This window comes from Streptomyces sp. ATexAB-D23, assembly GCF_000373645.1.
In the GTDB taxonomy this organism is placed as follows: domain Bacteria; phylum Actinomycetota; class Actinomycetes; order Streptomycetales; family Streptomycetaceae; genus Streptomyces; species Streptomyces castrisilvae.
This window is the reverse complement of sequence record NZ_KB892079.1, coordinates 140,713-160,101: the sequence shown is the minus strand read 5'-3', so window position 1 is coordinate 160,101 and position 19,389 is coordinate 140,713. Positions and strand designations below refer to the sequence as shown.

At 73.0% G+C, this 19,389-nt stretch carries 17 protein-coding genes; 5 read left to right on the top strand and 12 right to left on the bottom strand.

The genetic code is table 11. The features are described 5' to 3' along the window. Positions 1-7 precede the first annotated feature (7 nt). Together B082_RS0133430 and B082_RS0133425 are read right to left on the bottom strand one after the other, a co-directional pair. On the bottom strand, positions 8-787 hold the full coding sequence (locus B082_RS0133430; RefSeq protein WP_018556131.1) for an SDR family NAD(P)-dependent oxidoreductase: 780 nt from the start codon (positions 785-787) through the stop codon (positions 8-10). Beyond that, on the bottom strand, positions 784-2,118 hold the full coding sequence (locus tag B082_RS0133425) for an enolase C-terminal domain-like protein (protein ID WP_018556130.1): 1,335 nt from the start codon (positions 2,116-2,118) through the stop codon (positions 784-786). The genes B082_RS0133430 and B082_RS0133425 overlap by 4 nt, the downstream gene beginning before the upstream one ends. Positions 2,119-2,324: 206 nt before the next feature. Between B082_RS0133425 and B082_RS37255 the strand changes: the two genes are divergently transcribed. After that, positions 2,325-3,467: a PAC2 family protein gene (locus B082_RS37255; protein ID WP_018556129.1), complete on the top strand. Its 1,143-nt coding sequence runs from the start codon at positions 2,325-2,327 to the stop codon at positions 3,465-3,467. A gap of 108 nt (positions 3,468-3,575) precedes the next feature. Here B082_RS37255 and B082_RS0133415 read toward each other — a convergent pair whose 3' ends face one another. From B082_RS0133415 to B082_RS0133395, 5 genes are all read right to left on the bottom strand, one after another. After that, the gene (locus B082_RS0133415; RefSeq protein WP_018556128.1) at positions 3,576-6,626 is read right to left on the bottom strand and encodes an NPCBM/NEW2 domain-containing protein; all 3,051 of its coding nucleotides are present in this window, start codon (positions 6,624-6,626) and stop codon (positions 3,576-3,578) included. Positions 6,627-6,750: 124 nt separating this feature from the next. Then, positions 6,751-7,980, bottom strand: a complete 1,230-nt coding sequence (gene mshC, locus B082_RS0133410; protein ID WP_018556127.1) for a cysteine--1-D-myo-inosityl 2-amino-2-deoxy-alpha-D-glucopyranoside ligase — start codon at positions 7,978-7,980, stop codon at positions 6,751-6,753. Between the two features lie 138 nt (positions 7,981-8,118). After that, on the bottom strand, positions 8,119-8,958 hold the full coding sequence (locus B082_RS0133405; protein WP_018556126.1) for an SCO1664 family protein: 840 nt from the start codon (positions 8,956-8,958) through the stop codon (positions 8,119-8,121). Further along, on the bottom strand, positions 8,922-9,512 hold the full coding sequence (locus B082_RS0133400) for a DUF3090 domain-containing protein (RefSeq protein WP_018556125.1): 591 nt from the start codon (positions 9,510-9,512) through the stop codon (positions 8,922-8,924). The genes B082_RS0133405 and B082_RS0133400 overlap by 37 nt, the downstream gene beginning before the upstream one ends. Before the next feature lie 107 nt (positions 9,513-9,619). After that, complete coding sequence (locus B082_RS0133395) at positions 9,620-10,318, bottom strand: histidine phosphatase family protein (protein ID WP_018556124.1); 699 nt, start codon at positions 10,316-10,318, stop codon at positions 9,620-9,622. Between the two features lie 86 nt (positions 10,319-10,404). Between B082_RS0133395 and corA the strand changes: the two genes are divergently transcribed. Continuing rightward, entirely contained in the window at positions 10,405-11,400 is a 996-nt protein-coding gene (corA, locus tag B082_RS0133390; protein ID WP_018556123.1) for a magnesium/cobalt transporter CorA, read from the top strand. A 12-nt stretch (positions 11,401-11,412) separates the two neighbouring features. Here corA and B082_RS0133385 read toward each other — a convergent pair whose 3' ends face one another. Together B082_RS0133385 and B082_RS0133380 are read right to left on the bottom strand one after the other, a co-directional pair. Beyond that, positions 11,413-12,201 carry a ferritin-like domain-containing protein gene (locus B082_RS0133385; protein WP_018556122.1) on the bottom strand — a complete coding sequence of 263 codons (789 nt, stop codon included), beginning with the start codon at positions 12,199-12,201 and terminating at the stop codon, positions 11,413-11,415. Between the two features lie 321 nt (positions 12,202-12,522). Next, on the bottom strand, positions 12,523-13,572 hold the full coding sequence (locus tag B082_RS0133380; RefSeq protein WP_018556121.1) for an LLM class F420-dependent oxidoreductase: 1,050 nt from the start codon (positions 13,570-13,572) through the stop codon (positions 12,523-12,525). A gap of 141 nt (positions 13,573-13,713) precedes the next feature. Between B082_RS0133380 and B082_RS0133375 the strand changes: the two genes are divergently transcribed. Beyond that, positions 13,714-14,691, top strand: a complete 978-nt coding sequence (locus B082_RS0133375) for an aldo/keto reductase (protein ID WP_026250447.1) — start codon at positions 13,714-13,716, stop codon at positions 14,689-14,691. Next, entirely contained in the window at positions 14,688-17,108 is a 2,421-nt protein-coding gene (locus B082_RS0133370) for a helix-hairpin-helix domain-containing protein (protein ID WP_018556119.1), read from the top strand. The genes B082_RS0133375 and B082_RS0133370 overlap by 4 nt, the downstream gene beginning before the upstream one ends. Positions 17,109-17,183: 75 nt before the next feature. Here the strand turns inward: B082_RS0133370 and B082_RS0133365 are convergent, their stop codons facing one another. Beyond that, the gene (locus B082_RS0133365) at positions 17,184-17,843 is read right to left on the bottom strand and encodes a hypothetical protein (RefSeq protein ID WP_018556118.1); all 660 of its coding nucleotides are present in this window, start codon (positions 17,841-17,843) and stop codon (positions 17,184-17,186) included. A 47-nt stretch (positions 17,844-17,890) separates the two neighbouring features. On the opposite strand from B082_RS0133365, the gene B082_RS0133360 reads away from it, so the two are divergent. After that, the gene (locus B082_RS0133360; protein ID WP_018103708.1) at positions 17,891-18,079 is read left to right on the top strand and encodes a DUF5703 family protein; all 189 of its coding nucleotides are present in this window, start codon (positions 17,891-17,893) and stop codon (positions 18,077-18,079) included. Positions 18,080-18,181: 102 nt separating this feature from the next. Here B082_RS0133360 and B082_RS40480 read toward each other — a convergent pair whose 3' ends face one another. Both B082_RS40480 and chpH read right to left on the bottom strand, forming a co-directional pair. Next, the gene (locus tag B082_RS40480; protein ID WP_018556116.1) at positions 18,182-18,940 is read right to left on the bottom strand and encodes a chaplin; all 759 of its coding nucleotides are present in this window, start codon (positions 18,938-18,940) and stop codon (positions 18,182-18,184) included. Between the two features lie 137 nt (positions 18,941-19,077). Continuing rightward, positions 19,078-19,311: a chaplin ChpH gene (chpH, locus tag B082_RS0133350; protein WP_018556115.1), complete on the bottom strand. Its 234-nt coding sequence runs from the start codon at positions 19,309-19,311 to the stop codon at positions 19,078-19,080. Positions 19,312-19,389 lie beyond the last annotated feature (78 nt).

Here is a 19,389-nt window from a genome sequence, read left to right as displayed (position 1 = left end):
GTGCGGTTCAGCTGCCGGCGGGGCGCAGGCGCAGGCCCTGCATCCCGCCGTCGACGGCCAGTGCGGTGCCGGTCACGGAGGCCGCGGCGGGACTGGCGAGGTAGAGGATCGCGGCGGCCACCTCGTCGGCCGAGACCAGCCGGCCCAGCGGCTGCCGGGCGCTGAGGGCGGCGCGTTCGGCGGCCGGGTCGTCGGCCTGGTCCAGCAGCCGGCCGACCCACGGGGTGTCGGCGGTGCCGGGGTTGACGCAGTTGACGCGGACGCCTTCGCGGACGTGGTCGGCGGCCATGGCGAGGGTGAGCGCGAGGACGGCGCCCTTGCTCGCGCTGTACAGGGCGCGCTGGGGCAGCCCGGCGGTGGCGGCGATCGAGCAGGTGTGGGTGACCGATACGGCGCCGGGGCGGTCGGCGGCTGCCCGGCGCAGGTGGGGCAGGGCGTGCCGGGCGGTGCGGACCATGCCGAGGACGTTGATGTCGAGGACCCGGGTCCACTCGGCGTCGTCGTTGTCCTCGACGGTGCCGATGGAGCCGATGCCCGCGTTGGACACGAGGGTGTGCAGGGAGCCCATGACGGAGACCGCCCGGTCCACGCCGGCGCGCACGGCCGCGTCGTCGCCGAGGTCGGCCTCGATGGCGAGGGCGCCGCGGGGTGTGCCGGAGGTGTCCCGGTCGAGGACGGCGACCTGGGCGCCGCGCTCGACGAGCTGGGCCGTGACGGCGGCCCCGATGCCGGAGGCGCCGCCCGTCACCAGGGCGTTCATCCCCTCGAAGTCGTGTGTGCCGGTCATCGGCCCTCCTCCTTCTCGATGCGGCGGGCCTGCCAGACGGGCCCGTGCGGGTAGCTGTGTGCGGCGATCGACTCGGGGCGCATCCTGGCCGAGAAGCCGGGGGCGGCCGGGGTGGTGTAGCGCCCGTTCTCGATGACGACGGGGTCCACGAAGTGTTCGTGGAGGTGGTCGACGTACTCGATGACCCGGTCCTCCCAGGTGCCGGCGACGGCCACGTAGTCGAACATCGAGAGGTGCTGGACCAGTTCGCACAGTCCGACGCCGCCGGCGTGCGGGCAGACCGGGATGCCGTACTTGGCGGCGAGCAGCAGGATCGCCAGGTTCTCGTTGACGCCGGCGACGCGTGCGGCGTCGATCTGGACGAAGTCGACGGCGCCGGCCTGGAGCAGCTGCTTGAACACGACGCGGTTGGCGACGTGTTCGCCGGTGGCGACCTTGACCGGCTGCCCGGCGCGCACGGCGGCGTGGCCGAGGATGTCGTCGGGGCTGGTCGGCTCCTCGATCCAGTGCGGGTCGTACGGGGCGAGCGCGGTCAGCCACGCGACCGCGTCGGCGACGTCCCAGCGCTGGTTGGCGTCGACCGCGATCCGCACGCCGGGGCCGACGGCCTCGCGGGCGAGCGCCATCCGGCGGACGTCGTCGCCGACCTCGCCGCCGACCTTGAGCTTGATCTGGGTGAAGCCGTCGGCGACGGCCTGCTTGGCGAGCCGGACCAGCTTGTCGTCGGAGTAGCCGAGCCAGCCGGGCGACGTGGTGTACGCGGGGTAGCCCTCGCTCCGCAGGACGGCGGCGCGTTCGGCGCGGCCCGGTGCGGCGGCCCGCAGGATGGCCAGCGCCTCGTCGGGGGTGAGCGCGTCGGTGAGGTAGCGGAAGTCGACCAGGGAGACCAGCTCCTCGGGTGTCATCCCGGCCAGGAACTCCCAGACGGGCAGGCCCGCCTGTCTCGCCGCCAGGTCCCAGGCGGCGTTGATCACCGCGCCGGCCGCCATGTGCATCACGCCCTTCTCGGGCCCGAGCCAGCGCAGTTGGGAGTCGTGCGTGAGGTCGCGGTACAGGGCGCCGAGGTCGGCCGCCGTACGGGGCACCGGGCGGCCGGTGACGTGGGGCCGCAGCGCCTCGATGGCGGCGGCCATCACCTCGTTGCCGCGCCCGATGGTGAAGCAGAAGCCATGTCCCTCGGCCGTGGCGCCGCTGTCGTCGGCGCCGGTGCGCAGGACGACGTAGGCGGCCGAGTAGTCGGGGTCCGGATTCATGGCGTCCGAGCCGTCCAGTTGCTCCGAGGTCGGAAAACGGATGTCGTGGACCTCGAAATCCGTGACGGTCTGACTCATGCGCGCCCCCAGGGGAAATAACATCGGACCTCTGTTCCGGTCATCCGATGTATAGCCGCCTCGGAGCCGGTAAGTCCAGAGACGGGCCCAAATTCACGGCCCACAGCTCGGATGTATCGCACGGGTCGCGCCAAGGGCCTGCTGTGCGGGAGGCCGTAAGCCGTAAGGTTGTTCCGTACGCAAGGGAACTTCGGAAGGAGGCCTGGGTGATCGAGCTCGACGGGGTTCCCGAGCTGATCGACCCGGTCATGGTGGCCGCGTTCGAGGGGTGGAACGACGCGGGTGACGCCGCCTCCACGGCGGTCGCGCACCTGGACAGGGAGTGGAAGGGCGAGGTGTTCGCGGCGCTGGACGCCGAGGACTACTACGACTTCCAGGTCAACCGCCCGACGGTGTGGCTGGACGGCGGGGTGCGCAAGATCACCTGGCCGACGACCCGGCTCTCCGTGGTCCGCATCGGCGGGGACAAACCCCGTGATCTGGTGCTGGTCCGGGGCATCGAACCGTCCATGCGCTGGCGCTCGTTCTGCAACGAGATCCTGGGCTTCGCACATGAGCTGGGCGTCGAGATGGTGGTGGTGCTCGGCGCGCTGCTCGGCGACACCCCGCACACCCGGCCGGTACCGGTGAGCGGCGTCACGTCCGACGCCGATCTGGCGCGCACCATGGACTTGGAGGAGACCAGGTACGAGGGCCCGACGGGCATCGTCGGCATCCTCCAGGAGGCGTGCACGCACGCGGGCGTGCCCGCGGTGAGCCTGTGGGCCGCGGTGCCGCACTATGTGTCGCAGCCGCCCAACCCGAAGGCGACGCTGGCGCTGCTGAACCGTCTGGAGGATCTGCTCGGGCTGCGCATCCCGCTCGGCGAACTGCCGGAGGACGCGCGCGCCTGGCAGGTCGGCGTCGACCAGCTCGCCTCCGAGGACAGCGAGGTGGCCGAATACGTGCAGACGCTGGAGGAGGCCCGGGACACCGCGGAACTGCCCGAGGCGAGCGGCGAGGCCATCGCCCGGGAGTTCGAGCGCTATCTCAGGCGCCGCGACCCGGGGCCCGGCCCCGGCCAGCCACCCGGCGGGCACGCCACGGAGAGCGGGGAGGCGACATATCTCCGGGACACGTCGAGCGGCCGCACCAGGCCGCCGAAGCCGGTCCGGCCGGAGACGGGGCCCGGAGCGGTGAGCGGGCCCGGCACCGGCCGGCCGGGCGGCCCGGGGACGGGCAGGCCCACGCCGGGCGGCCCCGACGAGCGCGCCGCGGGCGGCGAGCCGGAGCAGCCGTCCTCCGGCGACGGACCGGACGAGGACACGGACAACGGCCCGGACGGCCCGGACAGCCCTTCGCGGGACTGAGCCGGGCGGGACGGTCTCGGCCGGGGCGGGTCCTGACAGGACCGCTCCGGGCAGCACGGAGCCGGGCGGGTGCGTGCCCGCCCGGCTCCCCCACTCCTTCGCCGTCATTCAGGAACAGGTGAAGCGCGCCGCGCCCCAGTCCCCGTGGTCGCCGGTCTTGGAGTCATTGGTGTCGGTGACCTTCAGGCGCACATGCCGCGCGCCGTCGAGCGCCACGTCCACCGGCACGGCGTCCGACGCCCCGGTCACCTTCGGTGAGGTCCACAGCACCTTGCCGTCCGCCTCGACGGAGAACGCCACCTCGCCGTAGCCGTCGATCTCGTCGTCGATGCCGGCGTCCGCGGTGAACTTCGAGCACCGGCCGCCGAGGTACACCTCGATGTCGGAGTCGGCGTGGGTGCCGATCCCCTTCTCGTACACCTTCCCGGCCAGCGTGATCGGGTTCCCGTCGGCCGCGCCCGACTCGCCGTTGCTGCGGTCGCGTTCGGCGGGGCCGTACCCGTTCGTCTCGTTCAGCCACTGCATGTCGCTCGCCCAGGTCTCGCCGCTGGGCGGGGCCGGCATGACGGAGACCGCCAGCCGCTGGGCGGCCGTCCGGGACTCGCCCGCCGAGCGGTAGCGCGCCAGGGCGGTGATCCGTGCCTCGCCGATGCGGGCGTCCTTCGCCGGGGTGACCTTCACCTCGACGCGCCGGGTGGTGCCGGCGGGTATCCGCTTCACGGGCGCGGCGGGGGTGGCCTGCCAGCCCTGCGGGACGTCGAGGGCGAGGACCGCGTCCGTCACGTCCGCCTTGCCCGCGGTGACGTCGACGGCGACGGTGCCCGGGGCGCCGGCGCCGGTCTCCTGCCCCTGGGGCGCGGAGACGGTGGCCGTGGCGGCGGCGTCGCGGCCACCGACCGCGCTGGTGTTCTCCAGCTTCAGCGAGAACTTCTTGCCCGTGGAGAGCGAGGCGGTCTTGATCTTCACCACACCACCGCGGTCGTCCCGGTCGTACCACCAGCCCTGCTTCGCCTTCGCGTACGCGGCGGCCGAGGTGAGCCGGGGCAGCTTGCCCTTGAGCTTGACCGCGCTCGGCTCGGAGCCGGTGTGCACGGTGAACTCGTAGGGGCGGGTGGTCTGCTTGCCGGAGAACTTCCCCTTGCTCGCCCCGATGTCCACCGTCACGTCGCCGGAGCCCCGGGCGGGCGCGCGGACGTCGGCGGTCTGCGTGGCGTACGCGCCGTCGCGGTGCTCGCGGGTCACGCCGTCGTCCTCGTACAGCGTGAACGACGACCGGCCCTGCGGGTAGATGTCCCAGGCGAGCGGGGAGGTGGCGGTGCGGTCCTGGTAGGAGCGGATGCCCGGCCACATCGGCACACTGGCACCTGCCCTGACGAACAGCGGCAGGGTGTCGAGCGGGGCGCTGTAATCGTCGAGGGTGACGGGGCCCCGGTAGGTGCGCCCGGTCCAGTAGTCGGTCCAGGTGCCCTTCGGCAGGTAGATGCCGTCGCGCTCGGTGCTGTCCTCGTAGACCGGGGCGACGAGGAAGTCCTCGCCCGACATGAACTCGTACTTCGCGGCGTCGGTGGCGGCCTTCGGGTCGTCCGGGTACTCCAGGACGAGGGGCCGGACCATGCCGACACCGGTCTTGGTCGCCTCATGGGCGTAGGAGTACTGGTAGGGCAGCAGCGACTCCTTGAGCTTGAGGTAGTCGCGGTTGACGCTGGTGTACGGCTCGCCGTAGCGGAAGGGCTGCTTGTCGTCCGCCGCCCAGCCGTCCATGGTCATCGTGGTCCCCAGGAACATCTTCCACTGGAGGTCACGGGTGTACGTCTTGGCGCTGCCGCCGAAGATGCCGTCGACGTCGCCCGTGGTGTAGGCGAGTCCGGACATCGTGGCGCCGGCGTAGGTCGGGATCTGCCAGCGGATGTACTCCCAGGTGCCGTACTGGTCGCCGGACCACTGGACACCGCAGCGCTGGGCGCCCGCCCAGCTCTCGGGGGCGTAGGTGAAGCCGCGTGCGTCGCTGTTGTCCTCGATGCCCTGGTAGGCGTCCTTGCAGCCGTCGAGCGCGAATTTGTAGCCGGGGCCGACCCAGGCCACGTCCAGCTTGGCGACGCGCTGGCCGGCCTTGACCTGGTCGCCGAGCGCGTCGATGCCGTCCTCGGTCCACAGGCCGAGCTGCATGTCGCGGTCCTGGAGGCCCTGCGCGGTCTCGGCGAGGTTCTCGTAGCCGCAGCCGTAGCCGTCGTTGACGAGCATCCAGCCGTTGGGCATGTCGTTGTCGACGTAGCCGTCGGCCACCTCCAGCGCGTCCAGGGTGCGGCGTTCACCGCGGTTGGCGTTGTGCAGGTAGCAGTCGGAGTCGCCGATCTCCATGCCGTACACCGGAGGCAGGAAGGGCTTGCCGGTGAGCTGGGTGTACTGGCCGATGACGTCCTTGGCGCTGTCGCCGGCGAAGTAGTAGGCGTCGAAGCGCTGTTCCCGCTCGCTGGTGGTCACCGGGTCGTTGAAGGCGTAGGTGCCGGGCGCGAAGGTGTTGCGGAAGACGCCGTAGCCGGCCGATGAGAGGTAGAACGGCACCGAGTTGGGGTGGCCGCCGTCGTCCCAGTTGTAGTCGACGCCCACCTCGACGGTCTTGCCGCGGTGCGAGGTGTTGCCGCGGCCGTTCTGCATGCCGGCGCCGTAGAACTGCTCGTCGGCCCCACGCGCCAGGGTCTGCGTGGTCTGCTCGGCGTCCCAGCTCAGCCCCTTCGCCTCGGACCAGACCTGGCTGCCGTCGGCCCGGTACAGGGCGAACCGCAGAGGCGACTTGTAGACACGGAGGGTGACGCTTCGGGTGGAGAGTTCGTAGCGGTCGTTGCGCTCCTTCCAGCGGGTGCGGGGCGCGGAGCCCTGCGGCAGCACGATCGCGTCGCCGGCCGGGTCCTGGAAGGTTCCGTCCGGGGCGAGTTCGATGCGGAAGGTCTCCTCGGACACGAAGCTGACGCGTGCCTTCGCCGGGCCCGCCGTCAGCCGGTACACGGCCCCGTCGGCGGCGAAGCCGGTGAGGTCGCCGACGGTCGTGCCGGTGGGGGCGGCCGGGTCCGCGGCACTGGCGCTGCCCGGTCCTGTGAGTACGGCGAGCAGTCCCAGCAGCGCTGCAACTACCGCCGATCTGATGCGCGTTGATGATTGCATAGAGCGCTTTTAGCGCAGCATCAAGCATTTGACCATGGACAAAACGGAACCGGCCCCGAACTTCATCAAGAAGTTCGGGGCCGGTGAAGTCGGCTTCCGCAACGGAGAGTTACGGGAAGGGTGGTTACAGCGCGACGCCGAGCAGCGCGTCGACGGTCCGGGAGACGAGGCCGGGCGCGCCCTCGTCCGCACCGCCTTCGGCGCTCTGCCGTTCGGCCCAGCGGTCGACGGCGGCCAGCGCGGCCGGGGTGTCCAGGTCGTCGGCGAGGGCCGCGCGGACCTCCTCGACCAGGGCGTCGGCGGACAGCCCGTCGGGGCGGGAGACGGCTGCGCGCCAGCGGGCGAGCCGCGCCACGGCGTCGGCGAGCACCTGGTCGGTCCACTCCCAGTCGGAGCGGTAGTGGTGCGCGAGCAGGGCGAGACGGATCGCGGCCGGGTCGACGCCGTCACGGCGCAGCGCCGAGACGAAGACCAGGTTGCCCTTCGACTTGGACATCTTCTCGCCGTCCAGGGCGACCATGCCGGCGTGCACGTACGCCTGGGCGAACGGGTGCTCGCCGGTCAGCACCTGGGCGTGCGAGGCGCCCATCTCGTGGTGCGGGAAGACGAGGTCGGAGCCGCCCCCCTGGACGTCGAAGCCCATGCCGAGGTGGTCCAGGGCGATGGCCACGCACTCGATGTGCCAGCCGGGCCGGCCGGCTCCGAGCGAGCCGCCGTCCCAGCTCGGCTCGCCCTCGCGGGCCGCCATCCAGAGCATCGGGTCGAGCGGGTTCTTCTTGCCCGGACGTTCCGGGTCACCGCCGCGTTCGGCGGAGAGCAGCCGCATCGCCTCGGCGTCGAGGTGCGAGACCCCGCCGAAGTGCGGGTCGGCGTCGACGGAGAAGTACACGTCCCCGTCGAGGTCGTAGGCGGCGCCCGCGTCGCGGAGCCGTTCGACGAGCGGCACGATGCCGGGTATCGCCTCGACGGCTCCGATGTAGTGCTGCGGCGGGAGCATGCGCAGCGCGGTCATGTCCTCCCGGAACAGGGCCGTCTCGCGCTCGGCGAGTTCGGTCCAGTCCTGCCCGTCGCGCACGGCCCGCTCCAGCAGCGGGTCGTCCACGTCGGTCACGTTCTGGACGTAGTGGACCTGCCGCTTGGTGTCGAGCCACACGCGCTGCACGAGGTCGAACGCGTTGTAGGTCGCCGCATGACCCATATGGGTCGCGTCGTACGGCGTGATGCCGCAGACATAGATGCGGGCGACGGGACCGGGGTCAAGGGTGATCCGTCCGCCGGTCGCGGTGTCGTGGATCCGAAGGTCGCGGCCCTTGCCGGGCAGGGCGGGGACCTCAGAAGCGGGCCAGGCATGCATGCCACGAGCGTAACCGGATGCGGCTTCCGGATACGAACCGGAGGGGCGATCCTGGCCGAAGAGGCACTCTTGCGCCCCGGGCCGTGACATGCGTGCCGGTGCTCCCCGGGCGCGCCCCGGCGGAGTACCGGGGCGCGGTCAGACCGGCGGCCAGGGGATGGCCGGCCACTCACCGCTCGGTTCCCGGTGCAGCCCGGTGGCCCGCAGGGCGCCCACCCTGGCCCGCAGCGCCTCGATCTCGGCCGCCGTGATGAGTTCGGCCAGCCGGGTGACCAGGGCGGCCCCCGGCTCCAGTTCCGCGGCCAGCCGGTCCAGCACCTCGACGGCCTCGGCGGGCAGCGGCTCGCCCGCCCAGCCCCACAGCAGGGTGCGCAGCTTGTCGTCCGCGTGGAAGGTCACGCCGTGGTCGATGCCGTAGAGCCGGCCGCCGGGCGCCGGCAGCAGGTGGCCGCCCTTGCGGTCGCCGTTGTTGATCACCGCGTCCAGCACGGCGAGCCGCCGCAGCCGGGCGTCGTCCGCGTGCACGAGCAGGGCCGTCTTCCCCTCCCCCACCTCGGCGAACGCCACGGCCTTCCAGCCCTCGCCGGGCTCCTCCTCGTCGATGAGCGCGAGCAGGCCCGGCTCGTCGTCGCCGGGCGGCTCCGCCTCGATCCACAGCTGGCACATGCCCCGGCCGTACGGTCCGTCCCGCAGCACGGTCGGCGGGACCAGGCCCCAGCCGGTCGCCTCGGAGATCTCGTACGCGGCCACCTCGCGCTGGGCGAGGGTGCCGTCGGGGAAGTCCCACAGGGGCTGCTCGCCGGCCACCGGCTTGTAGACGCAGGTGGCCTCCTCGCCCTCGTGCGCGACCGAGCAGTACAGCACCGCGTTGGAAGCCCCGCGCACCCGGCCGAGGACGGTCAGCTCTCCCCGGCCGAGCAGGGTGACCGTCTCGGCGCCGGTCAGGCGCCCCGGCGGTATCCGTTCTGGCGCGGGCATACGTGTCCTTCCGGGTCGAGCGGCAGGCTGCACAGGGGGCAGGGCGGGCGGCCCGCGTTGACGACGTCCAGGGCCCGCTTGGCGAAGGCACGAGCCTGGGCGCCGGTGAGCCGGACGCGGAGCATCGGCGGGCCGTTCTCCTCGTCCTGGAGCAGCCGCTCCTCGGCCTCGGCCAGGTCCTCGACGGAGTCGGCGTCCAGCTCGACCAGGGCCTGGGCCTCGACGATCATGCGCTGCTCCTCGCCGTCCCAGGCGAGCGCCATGGTGCCGACCCGGAACTCCTCCTCGACGGGGATGTCGAGGGGCGCGGTGTCGGTGACGTCCATCGGGGCGACGGCGGGCACCGGGGAATTCCCGCCGGTACGCCGCACGACCTCGTCGAGCAGTTCGTCCACGCGCTCGGCGAGCGCGGCGACTTGGGTCTTCTCCAGGGCCACGCTGGTGACACGTCCGCCTGAGGAAGCCTGCAGGAAGAACGTACGACGTCCAGGCAGCCCGACCGTACCGGCCACGAAACGGTCCGGGGGGTCGTAGAGGAACACCTGACGGGACACGTCCTGTCTCCCTTGAGAATTGACGGCAGATGAGGGTGGGCCGGAGCCTCGGGAAGCGTTCTCCCGCGAAAGCGCCTACGGCGCGTCCACCCTACTGCGCGCGGCGATCACGGCGCCCCAGCGCCGCCCCCTACCGCCGCGTCCTGCGCGGCGCCGGCTTCCGGGCCCGGTTCGCGGGGCGCCAGCGCGGCGAGGTCGCCGGTGTCGCCGAGCCGCAGCAGGTAGGGGCGCAGCCGGGTGTAGCGGATCGCGGTGACCGAGCACGGGTCGGCGTGGAGACGCTGGAAGAGGTCCAGGTGCATGCCGAGCGCGTCGGCGACCAGGGACTTGATGATGTCGCCGTGCGAGCACATGACGTAGAGGGCGTTCTCGCCGTGCTCGGCCTCGATCCGCGCGTTCCATTCCCGTACCGCGTCGACGGCGCGCGCCTGCATCGTGCGCATCGATTCGCCGCCGGGGAACGCCGCGGCGGAGGGGTGCTGCTGGACCACGGTCATCAGCGGCTCGTCGGTCAGCTCGGCGAGCTTGCGGCCCGACCAGTCGCCGTAGTCGCACTCGCTGATCCGGTCCTCGATGTGCAGCGGCAGCTCCGGGCGGGCCTCCAGCAGGGGGGCCAGCGTCTCGCGGCAGCGCTGGAGGGGGCTGCTGACGGCGGCGGCGAGCGGCAGCCCGGTCAGCCGTCCGGGGAGCGCGGCGGCCTGCTGGGTACCGCGCTCGTCGAGCGCGACACCGGGCGTCCGGCCCGCGAGCACCCCGGACGTGTTGGCGGTGGAGCGTCCGTGGCGTACGAGGATCAGGGTGGGCATGGGCCCCAGCGTACGGGCTGCCGGGTGGTCCCCGGCGGGCACGCGAGGACCCGCCGGACGTGCGTACGGGGGCGGACCAGGGAAGAATGCGCGCCGTGATTGTCGACTGCGCCATCTACCGCGAGGGACGCCGGACCGAAGGCCCCGCCGACTTCTCCGACGCGCTCGCCCAGGCGCGGGCGGCCGGCGACGCGTTCCTCTGGATCGGGCTGTACGAGCCGACGGAGAAGGAGTTCGACCGGGTCAGCACCGACTTCGGGCTGCACCCGCTGGCCGTCGAGGACGCCCTGTCCGCCCATCAGCGGCCGAAGCTGGAGGTGTACGACGACTCGCTGTTCGCGGTGATCAAACCGGTCCTGTACGACCACGGCGACGACACGGTGACCAGCCACGAGCTGATGGTGTTCATCGGCGACTCGTTCGTCGTGACCGTGCGGCACGGCGAAGGCGCGCCGCTGGCCGCGGTGCGCCGCAGGCTGGAGTCCGAGCCCGAGGTGCTCAAGCACGGGCCGACGGCCGTCCTGTACGCGGTCAGCGACGCGATCGTGGACCACTACATAGATGTGGCGGGCGAGCTCCAGGTCGACCTGGAGGAGCTGGAGACGCAGGTCTTCGCGCCGAGCGGCACCACCGACTCCAAGAACACCGCGGCCCGCATCTACACCTTCAAGCGCCAGGTGCTGGAGTTCCGGCGGGCGACGGTCCCGCTGGTCGCGCCGATGGGCAGGCTGGCGAGCGCCGGGGTGCCGTTCGTCCAGGAGCACGCCCGGCCGTTCTTCCGGGACGTCCAGGACCATCTGACGCGTGCCAACGAGCAGGTGGAGGGCCTCGACCGGCTGCTGTCCGACATCCTGTCCGCGCACCTCGCGCAGATGGGGGTGCGGCAGAACGACGACATGCGCAAGATCTCCGCGTGGGCGGCGATGGCCGCGGTGCCGACCATGGTCGCGGGGATCTACGGCATGAACTTCGATCACATGCCGGAGCTGCACTGGGTCGTGTCCTACCCGGCGGTGCTGCTGCTCATGGCGGGGGCGGTCTTCGGCCTGTACCGCCAGTTCAAACGGCGCGGCTGGCTCTGAGGGACCGCGGACTCAGGCGTACTCGGGCGCCGGGGTCGCGGGGCCGCCCAGCGCGTCGCGCCGCTGGGGCGGTGCCAGGCTGACCATGCGCCGCCAGCCGCCCAGGCGCTCGTAGGCGTAGGCGGCGCGGATGCCCGTGGCGAGCAGCGCCGCCTTCGCCCGGGACCAGCCGAGGACGCGGCCCATGTGGTCCATCACGGCGAGGCTGACGTCGCGGTAGACGCGGATCTCGGCGAGCGCGCACTCGCGCAGGATGTGCTGGATGGTCCGGCCGTGTCCGGCGCGGGCGAGGCGCAGCAGTTCCTCGTGGCAGTACGCCAGGTGGTTGTCCTCGTCGTTGGAGATCATCCGCACCGCGCGGCCGAGCTCGGGGTGGTCGGCGAAGTACTTGTTCAGCAGCCGCATCTGCTCGGACGCGCGCTGTTCGGTGACCCGGCTGTGGGCCAGGTAGGTGATGATGTCGCGTTCGGTGAGGGGCTCGTCGCGGCTCAGCTGCTCGTGCGCGAGGCCGATGCCGTGCCGTTCGAGGAGCATGGTGTAGTCGGTGTCCGGGGGGACGTCGGCGGGGGTCAGGCCGCGCTTCTTGAGCAGGGCGTTGAAGATCCTGCCGTGCTTGTCCTCGTCGGCGCCGTGCCGGGCGATCTTCGGGGCCAGGGGGCGCTGGCTCAGGGGTACGAGGGCCGCGATGCGCCCGTTCTCCCAGCCGCCCTGGGACTCCCCGCTGGCCGCGATGGAGCAGAACAGCCGGAACGACTCGTCGTTGTCGAGGATCTCCTGGAACAGGTTCCTTGCCGAGAGCATCACTGCCACCTCCGTGCCGGCGTCGCCGAGCGCCAGTCAAATGCGCCCGGCCCCGCCGGGCAACAGGAGCGCCCCGCGACTGCGCCGAACGAGCGCGGTCCGGGTGCCGGGCGAAGGACGGCGAACCGTTTCGCGGGACCGGTTACGCGCGCCCGGTTCCGCACGCCCGGCGAACCGTTTTCGCAACGCCCGGCGAACCGTTTTTGCACGGACCCGTAACCCGGCTGCCCCGTCCGCGTTGTTCCACGTGACGGCCGTGGCGGGGAGACCCCCGAGCCCCCACCACGGCCGTGGTGCCGCCCTCCGCGCGTCCCTCGGTGCTCAGGCGAGCCCGGCGCGCTCCAGGGCCTCCGTGCCGGCCCGCAGCGCGGCGATCCGCTCGTCGAGGGTGAATCCGGCCGGCGCCAGGGTCAGCGTGGTGACGCCCACCTCCGCGTAGGCCCGCATGCGCTCGGCGATGCGCTCCACCGGTCCGAGCAGCGTGGTCTGGTCGATCAGCTGGTGCGGGACCGCGGCGGCCGCTCCGCTCTTGTCGCCGGAGAGGTACTTCTCCTGGATCTCGGCGGCTTCCTTCTCGTACCCCATGCGCTGGGCGAGCCGGTTGTAGAAGTTCTGCTTCGGGCTGCCCATGCCGCCGACGTACAGCGCGGTGTAGGGGCGGAACATGTCGGCGAGGCCGTTGATGTCGTCCCCGACGGCGAGCGGGACGGTCGGGCAGACGTCGAAGCCCTCCATGGTCCTGCCCGCCTTCTCCCGGCCGGCCCGCAGATGGCGGACCGCGGTCTCCTCCAGGTGCTCGGCGGAGGGGAAGATCAGCAGCGCGCCGTCGGCGATCTCGCCGGTCTGCTCCAGGTTCTTCGGGCCGATCGCGGCGATGTAGAGCGGGATGTGCTCGCGCTGCGGGTGCACGGTCAGCTTGAGCGGCTTGCCCGGCCCGTCCGGCAGCGGAAGCGTCCAGTGACTGCCCTCGTACGACAGCCGCTCGCGGGTCATCGCCTTGCGGACGATGTCGACGTACTCCCGGGTGCGGGCCAGTGGCTTGTCGAACCTGACGCCGTACCAGCCCTCGGAGACCTGCGGGCCGGACACCCCGAGGCCGAGACGGAACCGGCCGCCGGACAGGGAGTCGAGCGTGGCCGCGGTCATCGCCGCCATGGCGGGCTGGCGCGCCGGGATCTGCATGATCGCGGAGCCGACGTCGATGGACTCGGTCTGCGCGGCCACCCAGGCCAGCACGGTCGGGGCGTCGGAGCCGTAGGCCTCGGCCGCCCAGCAGACGTCGTAGCCGAGCCGGTCGGCCTCCTGCGCGACGGCGAGGTTGTCGCCGTCCATCCCCGCGCCCCAGTAACCGAGATTGATGCCGAGCCGCATAGCCGAACCCCTTACTGATCAGTAACGTCCCTGAGCTCCGGACTCTAGCGCGCGGCCACGCGATCCGGCAGGGGCCACCCCGGGCCCGGTTGTCCACGGGCCCGCGACGCGCGCGGGGCGCGGCCAGTAATCTCGGCGCCCATGGAGCAGAGGCATCTCGGCCGCACCGGCCTACGAGTGTCCCGGATCGGGCTCGGCACCCTCACCTGGGGCCGGGACACCGACGAGCACGACGCTGCCGAGCAGCTGAAGGTGTTCTGGGAGGCGGGCGGCACCCTGGTCGACACCGCCGACGTCTACGGCGGCGGCGAGGCCGAATACCTGCTCGGGCGGTTCATGGAGGGCCTTGTCCCCCGGCACGACCTGGTCATCGCGACCAAGGCGGGCAGCGTCGCCGACCCCTACCGCAGGGTCGACGGCTCGCGCGGCCATCTGCTGGCCGCCCTCGACGCCTCGCTGGACCGGCTCGGCACGGACCACGTGGACCTGTGGCAGCTGCACGCCTTCGATCCGGCGACCCCGCTGGAGGAGACGCTCCAGGCCGTGGACCTGGCGGTCTCGTCGGGGCGGGCCCGCTACGCAGGTGTCTCCGGATTCTGCGGCTGGCAGCTGGCGAAGGCCGCGACCTGGCAGCTCTCCGGGGCGCGGACCCGGCTGGCCAGTACGCAGATGGAGTACTCGCTGCTCCAGCGGGGCGTGGAGCGCGAGGTGCTGCCGGCCGCGCTCGACCTCGGCGTGGGGCTGCTCCCCTCGTCACCGCTGGGCCGGGGCGTGCTGACGGGGAAGTACCGCACCGGGACACCGGCCGACTCGCGTGGCGCGTCCGAGCTGCTGGCGCCCTTCGTCGAGCCGTATCTCGACGACGCGGCGAGCCGCGTCGTGGACGCCGTGGCGACGGCGGCCGAGGGACTGGCCACGACGGCGCTCCAGGTGGCCCTCGCCTGGGTCAGGGACCGGCCGGGGGTCGCGGCGCCGATCGTCGGCGCGCGCAACGCGCAGCAGCTGACGGAGGCGTTGTCAGTGGAGGCGCTTAGTCTTCCCTACGAGATCTGCCAGGCGCTCGACGATGTGTCGGCGCCCGTGCACCGCTATCCCGACCAGGACTGGAGCACGCTGTGACTGCGCTTCCCCGGGGGGAATCCCCTGGCCCCCCGGCCACCGACGAGGACGGTGCCGCCGCCGTCCCGGACGAGCCCGCCACCGCTCCCGGGGCGGGCGGGGACGCCGACGCGGCGAAGGGCGCGGAGGCGAACGCGGACGCGGACGCGGAGAGCACGGCGGGCGACGCTCCCGCGCTCTCCGAAGCCGGCACGGGCGAGACTCCCGCACCCTCCGACCCCGAGGCGGACGGAACCCCGGCACCCTCCAAGGCCGACGCGGAGGGAACTCGCGCGCTCTCCGACCCCGAGGCGGACGGAACCCCGGCACCCTCCGAAGCCGACGCGGAGGGAACTCGCGCGCTCTCCGACCCCGAGGCGGACGGAACCCCGGCACCCTCCGAAGCCGACACGGAGGAAACTCCCGCGCTCTCCGAGGCCGAGGCCGAGCTCGCCGCCCAGCGCGAGCTGCGCGAGCGGATCGAGCAGCGCAAGGCCGGGAAGGAGGGCCCGATCGACGCCGGCGCGAAGCTGAGCGGCACGGCGGCCGATCTGCTGGCGGCCGTCCGGGCGGTGGAGAGCGGCGCGAAGCCCGCCACCGCCTTCTTCGACTCCCCCGCCCCTGCCCCCGCCCGCCGCGCCGCCCCCGTCGCGCAGCCGGTACGGGACCGGGCGCCCGAGCCCGCCCCCGCGCCCCGGGCCGGCTCGCCCGAGGCCGTCACGGCGGCGGCCTCCGTACTGTCCGCGGGCGGCGCCCCCGCCGCCCTGGCGGAGCCCGCGGCGGCCCTGCTCGGGGACCGGGCCGCCGAGGTCCTGCGCGAGGACCCCTGGCAGCTGCTCGCACTGCCCGGCGTCGGGCCCGAGCAGGCCGACGGCTTCGCCCGGAAGGTGCTCGGCGCGGGCTGCGGCCCCGACGACGAACGGCGCACGGCCGCCCTGACCGGCTGGCTGCTGGAGCGCGCCGCGCTCCAGGGCCACACCGCGCTGGACGCGGACCAGGTCCGCACGGCCCTGGCCGGCCGAGGAGTGAACGACACCGACGCCGCCGTCCAGCACGCGATCGCGGAGGGCGTGGTGCTGGTCTTCCAGGACGGCCCCGAGGGCGAGGAGCCCGCCGAGGAGGCCGGTGGGACGGCCGGCGACGAGGCGTCCGCAGAGCCGGCCGAGCCGGTGCGGGTGCTCCTGGGGCTCGACCGGTACGCACTGGCCGAGGAGAGCCTCGCCGACGGGCTGGCCCGGCTGGTCAACGCCTGCGAGAAGGACGCGGACTGGTCGCGGGCGGCCTCCTCCGCGCCCTCCCCCTCGGCCGCCGAACTGATCCGCGCGGCCGGTGCGCACGGCCTCATCGCGCACACGGGCGGCGAGGCGGCGCGGGCCGAGGCCGCCGCGCTGATCGCCGCCGCACGCGGTCTCGGCCTGCGGGCCCTGGGCGCCGCGCACAGCGTGGACGGCAGGCAGCGGCTGGCGGCACGGACCGGCGCCCAGGACGCGGCCGTCACGCTCTCCGGGCTGCTGTCGGGCGCCGAGGGGCCCGGCCGGGACGAGGAGGGGGCGCTCGCCGTCGACCTGCTCGTCGTGCTGGACGCGCCCCAGCTGGACGTCGAGACCGGCGCGATGCTGGTGGAGTCCCTGGCCGACGGCGCCCGGCTGGTGCTCAGCGGCGACCCCGGGGTGCTCGGCTCGGCCGGTGCGGGACAGGTGTTCGCCGATGTGCTGGCCGCCCGCGCCTGCCCCCGGATCGTCTCCCGCACCCCGGACGCCGGGCCGATCGGCGAGCTGGTCTCGGGCATCGGCGTCGGCGAGCTGAATCAGGTGGCGGCCCCGGGCAAGGAGGTCGTCATCGTCCCGGTGCGGGACGCGGGCGAGGCGGTGCACCGCGCGGTGCAGCTGGTCGCGGACTCGGTGCCGCGCGCCATCGGGGTGCCGTCGGGCGACACCCAGGTCATCACCGTCGGCCACGGCGGCTCGGCGGGCACCCGGGCGTTGAACGAGGCGCTCAAACAGCGGCTCAACCCCGGCCCCGGGCGGTTCGGCGGCTTCGACCCGGGCGACCGGGTCGCCCACGTCCCGGCCCCGGGGCGGACCGTGCCCGGCGTGGTCGTCTCGGCGGACGCCGACGGCCTGCACCTGGACTGCGCGGGGACCCCGGTCGTCGTAGCGCAGGAGCGGGTGGCGGCCTCGGTGCGCCACGCGTGGGCGCTCAGCGCCCATCAGGCGGCCGGGATGCGGTGGCCCGCCGTGGTCGTCGTACTGCCGGGGGACGCTGCGCGCGGGCTGAGCCGGTCGTGGGTCTACACCGCGTTCGGCCGGGGTGAGCGGCATCTGTCCGTGGTCCACGGCGTCGACCAGGCCCTGCCGCGGGCGGTGGCCGAGACCCCCGCCCAGGAGCGCACCACACGGCTGCGCACGCTGCTGGAGGGCTCACCGCAGGAGCAGTGAGCCCAGTGAGCCCGATGAGGGCCCTGAGGGCGCACCAGGCGTCCACAGGGCCCTCGGGACCGTTCCCGCCCGCGGTCAGACGGTGTTGTACGCCGGTCCGTCCGGTGCCTCGTCGGGGTCGTCCTCGTCGAACACGGCGCTGACGTCGAAGCGGCAGACCACGAGCTGCGGGTCGGCGTCGTCGAAGGGGGCGTCGAGCCACTCCCCCGGCTCCGGCAGGTCCTCGGCCGCCGCGACCCAGAGCGTGGAGTCGCCCTCCTCCAGGCCGAACTCCTCGTGCCGGGAGGCGATCTCGTCCGCCTCGTACTCGCCGAAGATCACCCCCAGGGCCGCGTGGACGCTGCCGCCGACCACCGCCGCGCCGCTGCCCTCCCGGACGTCCGGGTCGGCGTCTGCGAGGTGCTGTGCCTGGGCGAGCAGCCGCTGCGGCTCCACCACCGCGTAGTCGCGGCGGATCAGCACGCTGAGCGCGTGCGGCTCCTCGGGGCCGTTGTAGGGCGGCAGGGAGTCCTGCGCGCCCGGGATCTCGAAGGGAGTGACCTCGTCGTGACGGTCGTAGAGGAGTTCGTCGTAGGCCTCGGCCGCGGCGGCCAGTGCGTTGAACGCGTCGTAGACAGCTGGGTCATCGTCCCCCGACCGGCGTTCGACCGCCTGGAGGTGGTGGTCGATCGCGGCCTTGACCGCATCGGCGGCGGCGCGTACCTCGGCAGCGGTGGGCTGCGCAGCATCAGACATGGGGCAGACGCTATCCGTACCGGGGCTCTGCCCGCACAATAGATTCGATGCCGGAATACGAATTTGTCGACGTGTACGTGCCGCGCGGGGTGTCCCGGAAGGACACGGCCCGCCTGTTGACCGACCATGCCGAGTACGGGCACTGGGAGCTGGACCGTCTGACGCTGCGCCGGGACGGCAGCCGCCGCGTGCGGCTGCGCCGCCGGATCATCCGCCAGCTGCGGGCCACCTGGTGACGACACCCGTGGACTCGCAGGCCGTCCGGACACAGTGAACGGGCCCCGCTGCTGCGGGGCCCGTTCACTCACTTCAGGTGCTCGCCGGTGCGGGCGCTGCCGTCAGGCGGCGGCCTTGGCGCGGCGGTAGAGCACCGTGCCCGCGCCCGCGAGGAGCAGGCCGGCACTGGCCGGGATGAGCAGGTCGAGCCCGCCCGCTCCGGTGTGGGCGAGCTGCGGGGTGTCCTCGGGCACGGTCTGCGGCTCGGGCGCATTGGGGACGGTGGGCGGCGCCGGCGGAGTCACATGGCGGACCGGCGGCTCCGGAACGTCGACCGGCGGCGTGCTCTCGTTCTCGCACGTGTTGCCCATGGCGGGGTTCAGCAGGCCGATGACATCGATGCTGTTGCCGCAGGCGTTCACGGGAATGTCGATGGGCGCCTGGACCAGGTTGCCCGAGAGCAGACCGGGTGATCCCTGCGTGTACCCCTGGGCGGTGGCTCCGCCCCCGTCGTCGCCGCGGGTGCCCCGGTGCTTCCCGGTACCCGCCTGGCCGCGATCGTTCGAGGCGTGGCCGTCGCCGGCGTGGCTGCCGGACGTGCCCGCGGTGGAGCCGTGGGAGCCCGCCGCCGCGCCGCCCGAACCGTTGGCGCAGGCGTTGCCCGCGGTCGGGTTGAGCAGGCCGACGACGTCGACCGTGTTGCCGCAGACGTTGACCGGCACGTTGACCGGAATCTGTACCGAATTCCCTGAAAGCACCCCCGGGGAATTCGACGCGCCGCCGGCCGCTCCCGCGTCGGCGTGCGCGTAGCCACCGCTGAGGGCGAGAACGCCGCCCGCGGCCGCCATGGTGATCAGGCCTTTACGCGTGACCTGTCGCATAGGTGTTTCCTGCCTTCTACCTTCCGGAGTACCCCCGGACTCGACTGTGCGGAGGCAAAGGACCCGACGGCCCCGAGGCGCATGGAGTGCGCTCCGGGGCCGAGCGGGCTCAAACCCTTACGGGTTGACGCGCGACGTCAGCTGTTGACGCAGACGTTGCCGAAGGCGGGGTTCAGCAGACCGATGACGTCGATCGTGTTGCCGCACAGGTTCACGGGGACGTGGACGGGAACCTGGACGACGTTGCCCGAGAGCACGCCGGGGCTGCCGATGGCGGCACCCTGGGCGCCCGAGTCGGCGACGGCCATGCCGGCACCCGCGAGCACCAGACCACCGGTGACAGCCGCAGCGGCGACGATCTTCTTGATCATTATTCCTCCTAGTTGGCAAACGCGGTCCCAGCCGCGGACCGCATCACCTGTAACGAGGAGGAAGTAACGGGGCTACGA

Bases quoted from the DNA above. Each gene is read 5' to 3' on its own strand.
- B082_RS0133380 (WP_018556121.1), bottom strand. From the start codon at position 13,572: ATGCGGCTCGGCATCAATCTCGGTTACTGGGGCGCGGGGATGGACGGC.
- B082_RS0133360 (WP_018103708.1), top strand. From the start codon at position 17,891: ATGCCGGAATACGAATTTGTCGACGTGTACGTGCCGCGCGGGGTGTCC.
- B082_RS40480 (WP_018556116.1), bottom strand. From the start codon at position 18,940: ATGCGACAGGTCACGCGTAAAGGCCTGATCACCATGGCGGCCGCGGGC.
- B082_RS0133395 (WP_018556124.1), bottom strand. From the start codon at position 10,318: ATGCCCACCCTGATCCTCGTACGCCACGGACGCTCCACCGCCAACACG.
- chpH (WP_018556115.1), bottom strand. From the start codon at position 19,311: ATGATCAAGAAGATCGTCGCCGCTGCGGCTGTCACCGGTGGTCTGGTG.
- B082_RS0133430 (WP_018556131.1), bottom strand. From the start codon at position 787: ATGACCGGCACACACGACTTCGAGGGGATGAACGCCCTGGTGACGGGC.
- mshC (WP_018556127.1), bottom strand. From the start codon at position 7,980: ATGCATGCCTGGCCCGCTTCTGAGGTCCCCGCCCTGCCCGGCAAGGGC.
- B082_RS0133405 (WP_018556126.1), bottom strand. From the start codon at position 8,958: ATGCCCGCGCCAGAACGGATACCGCCGGGGCGCCTGACCGGCGCCGAG.
- B082_RS0133375 (WP_026250447.1), top strand. From the start codon at position 13,714: ATGGAGCAGAGGCATCTCGGCCGCACCGGCCTACGAGTGTCCCGGATC.
- B082_RS0133425 (WP_018556130.1), bottom strand. From the start codon at position 2,118: ATGAGTCAGACCGTCACGGATTTCGAGGTCCACGACATCCGTTTTCCG.
- B082_RS0133385 (WP_018556122.1), bottom strand. From the start codon at position 12,201: ATGCTCTCGGCAAGGAACCTGTTCCAGGAGATCCTCGACAACGACGAG.
- B082_RS0133415 (WP_018556128.1), bottom strand. From the start codon at position 6,626: ATGCAATCATCAACGCGCATCAGATCGGCGGTAGTTGCAGCGCTGCTG.
- corA (WP_018556123.1), top strand. From the start codon at position 10,405: ATGCGCGCCGTGATTGTCGACTGCGCCATCTACCGCGAGGGACGCCGG.
- B082_RS0133365 (WP_018556118.1), bottom strand. From the start codon at position 17,843: ATGTCTGATGCTGCGCAGCCCACCGCTGCCGAGGTACGCGCCGCCGCC.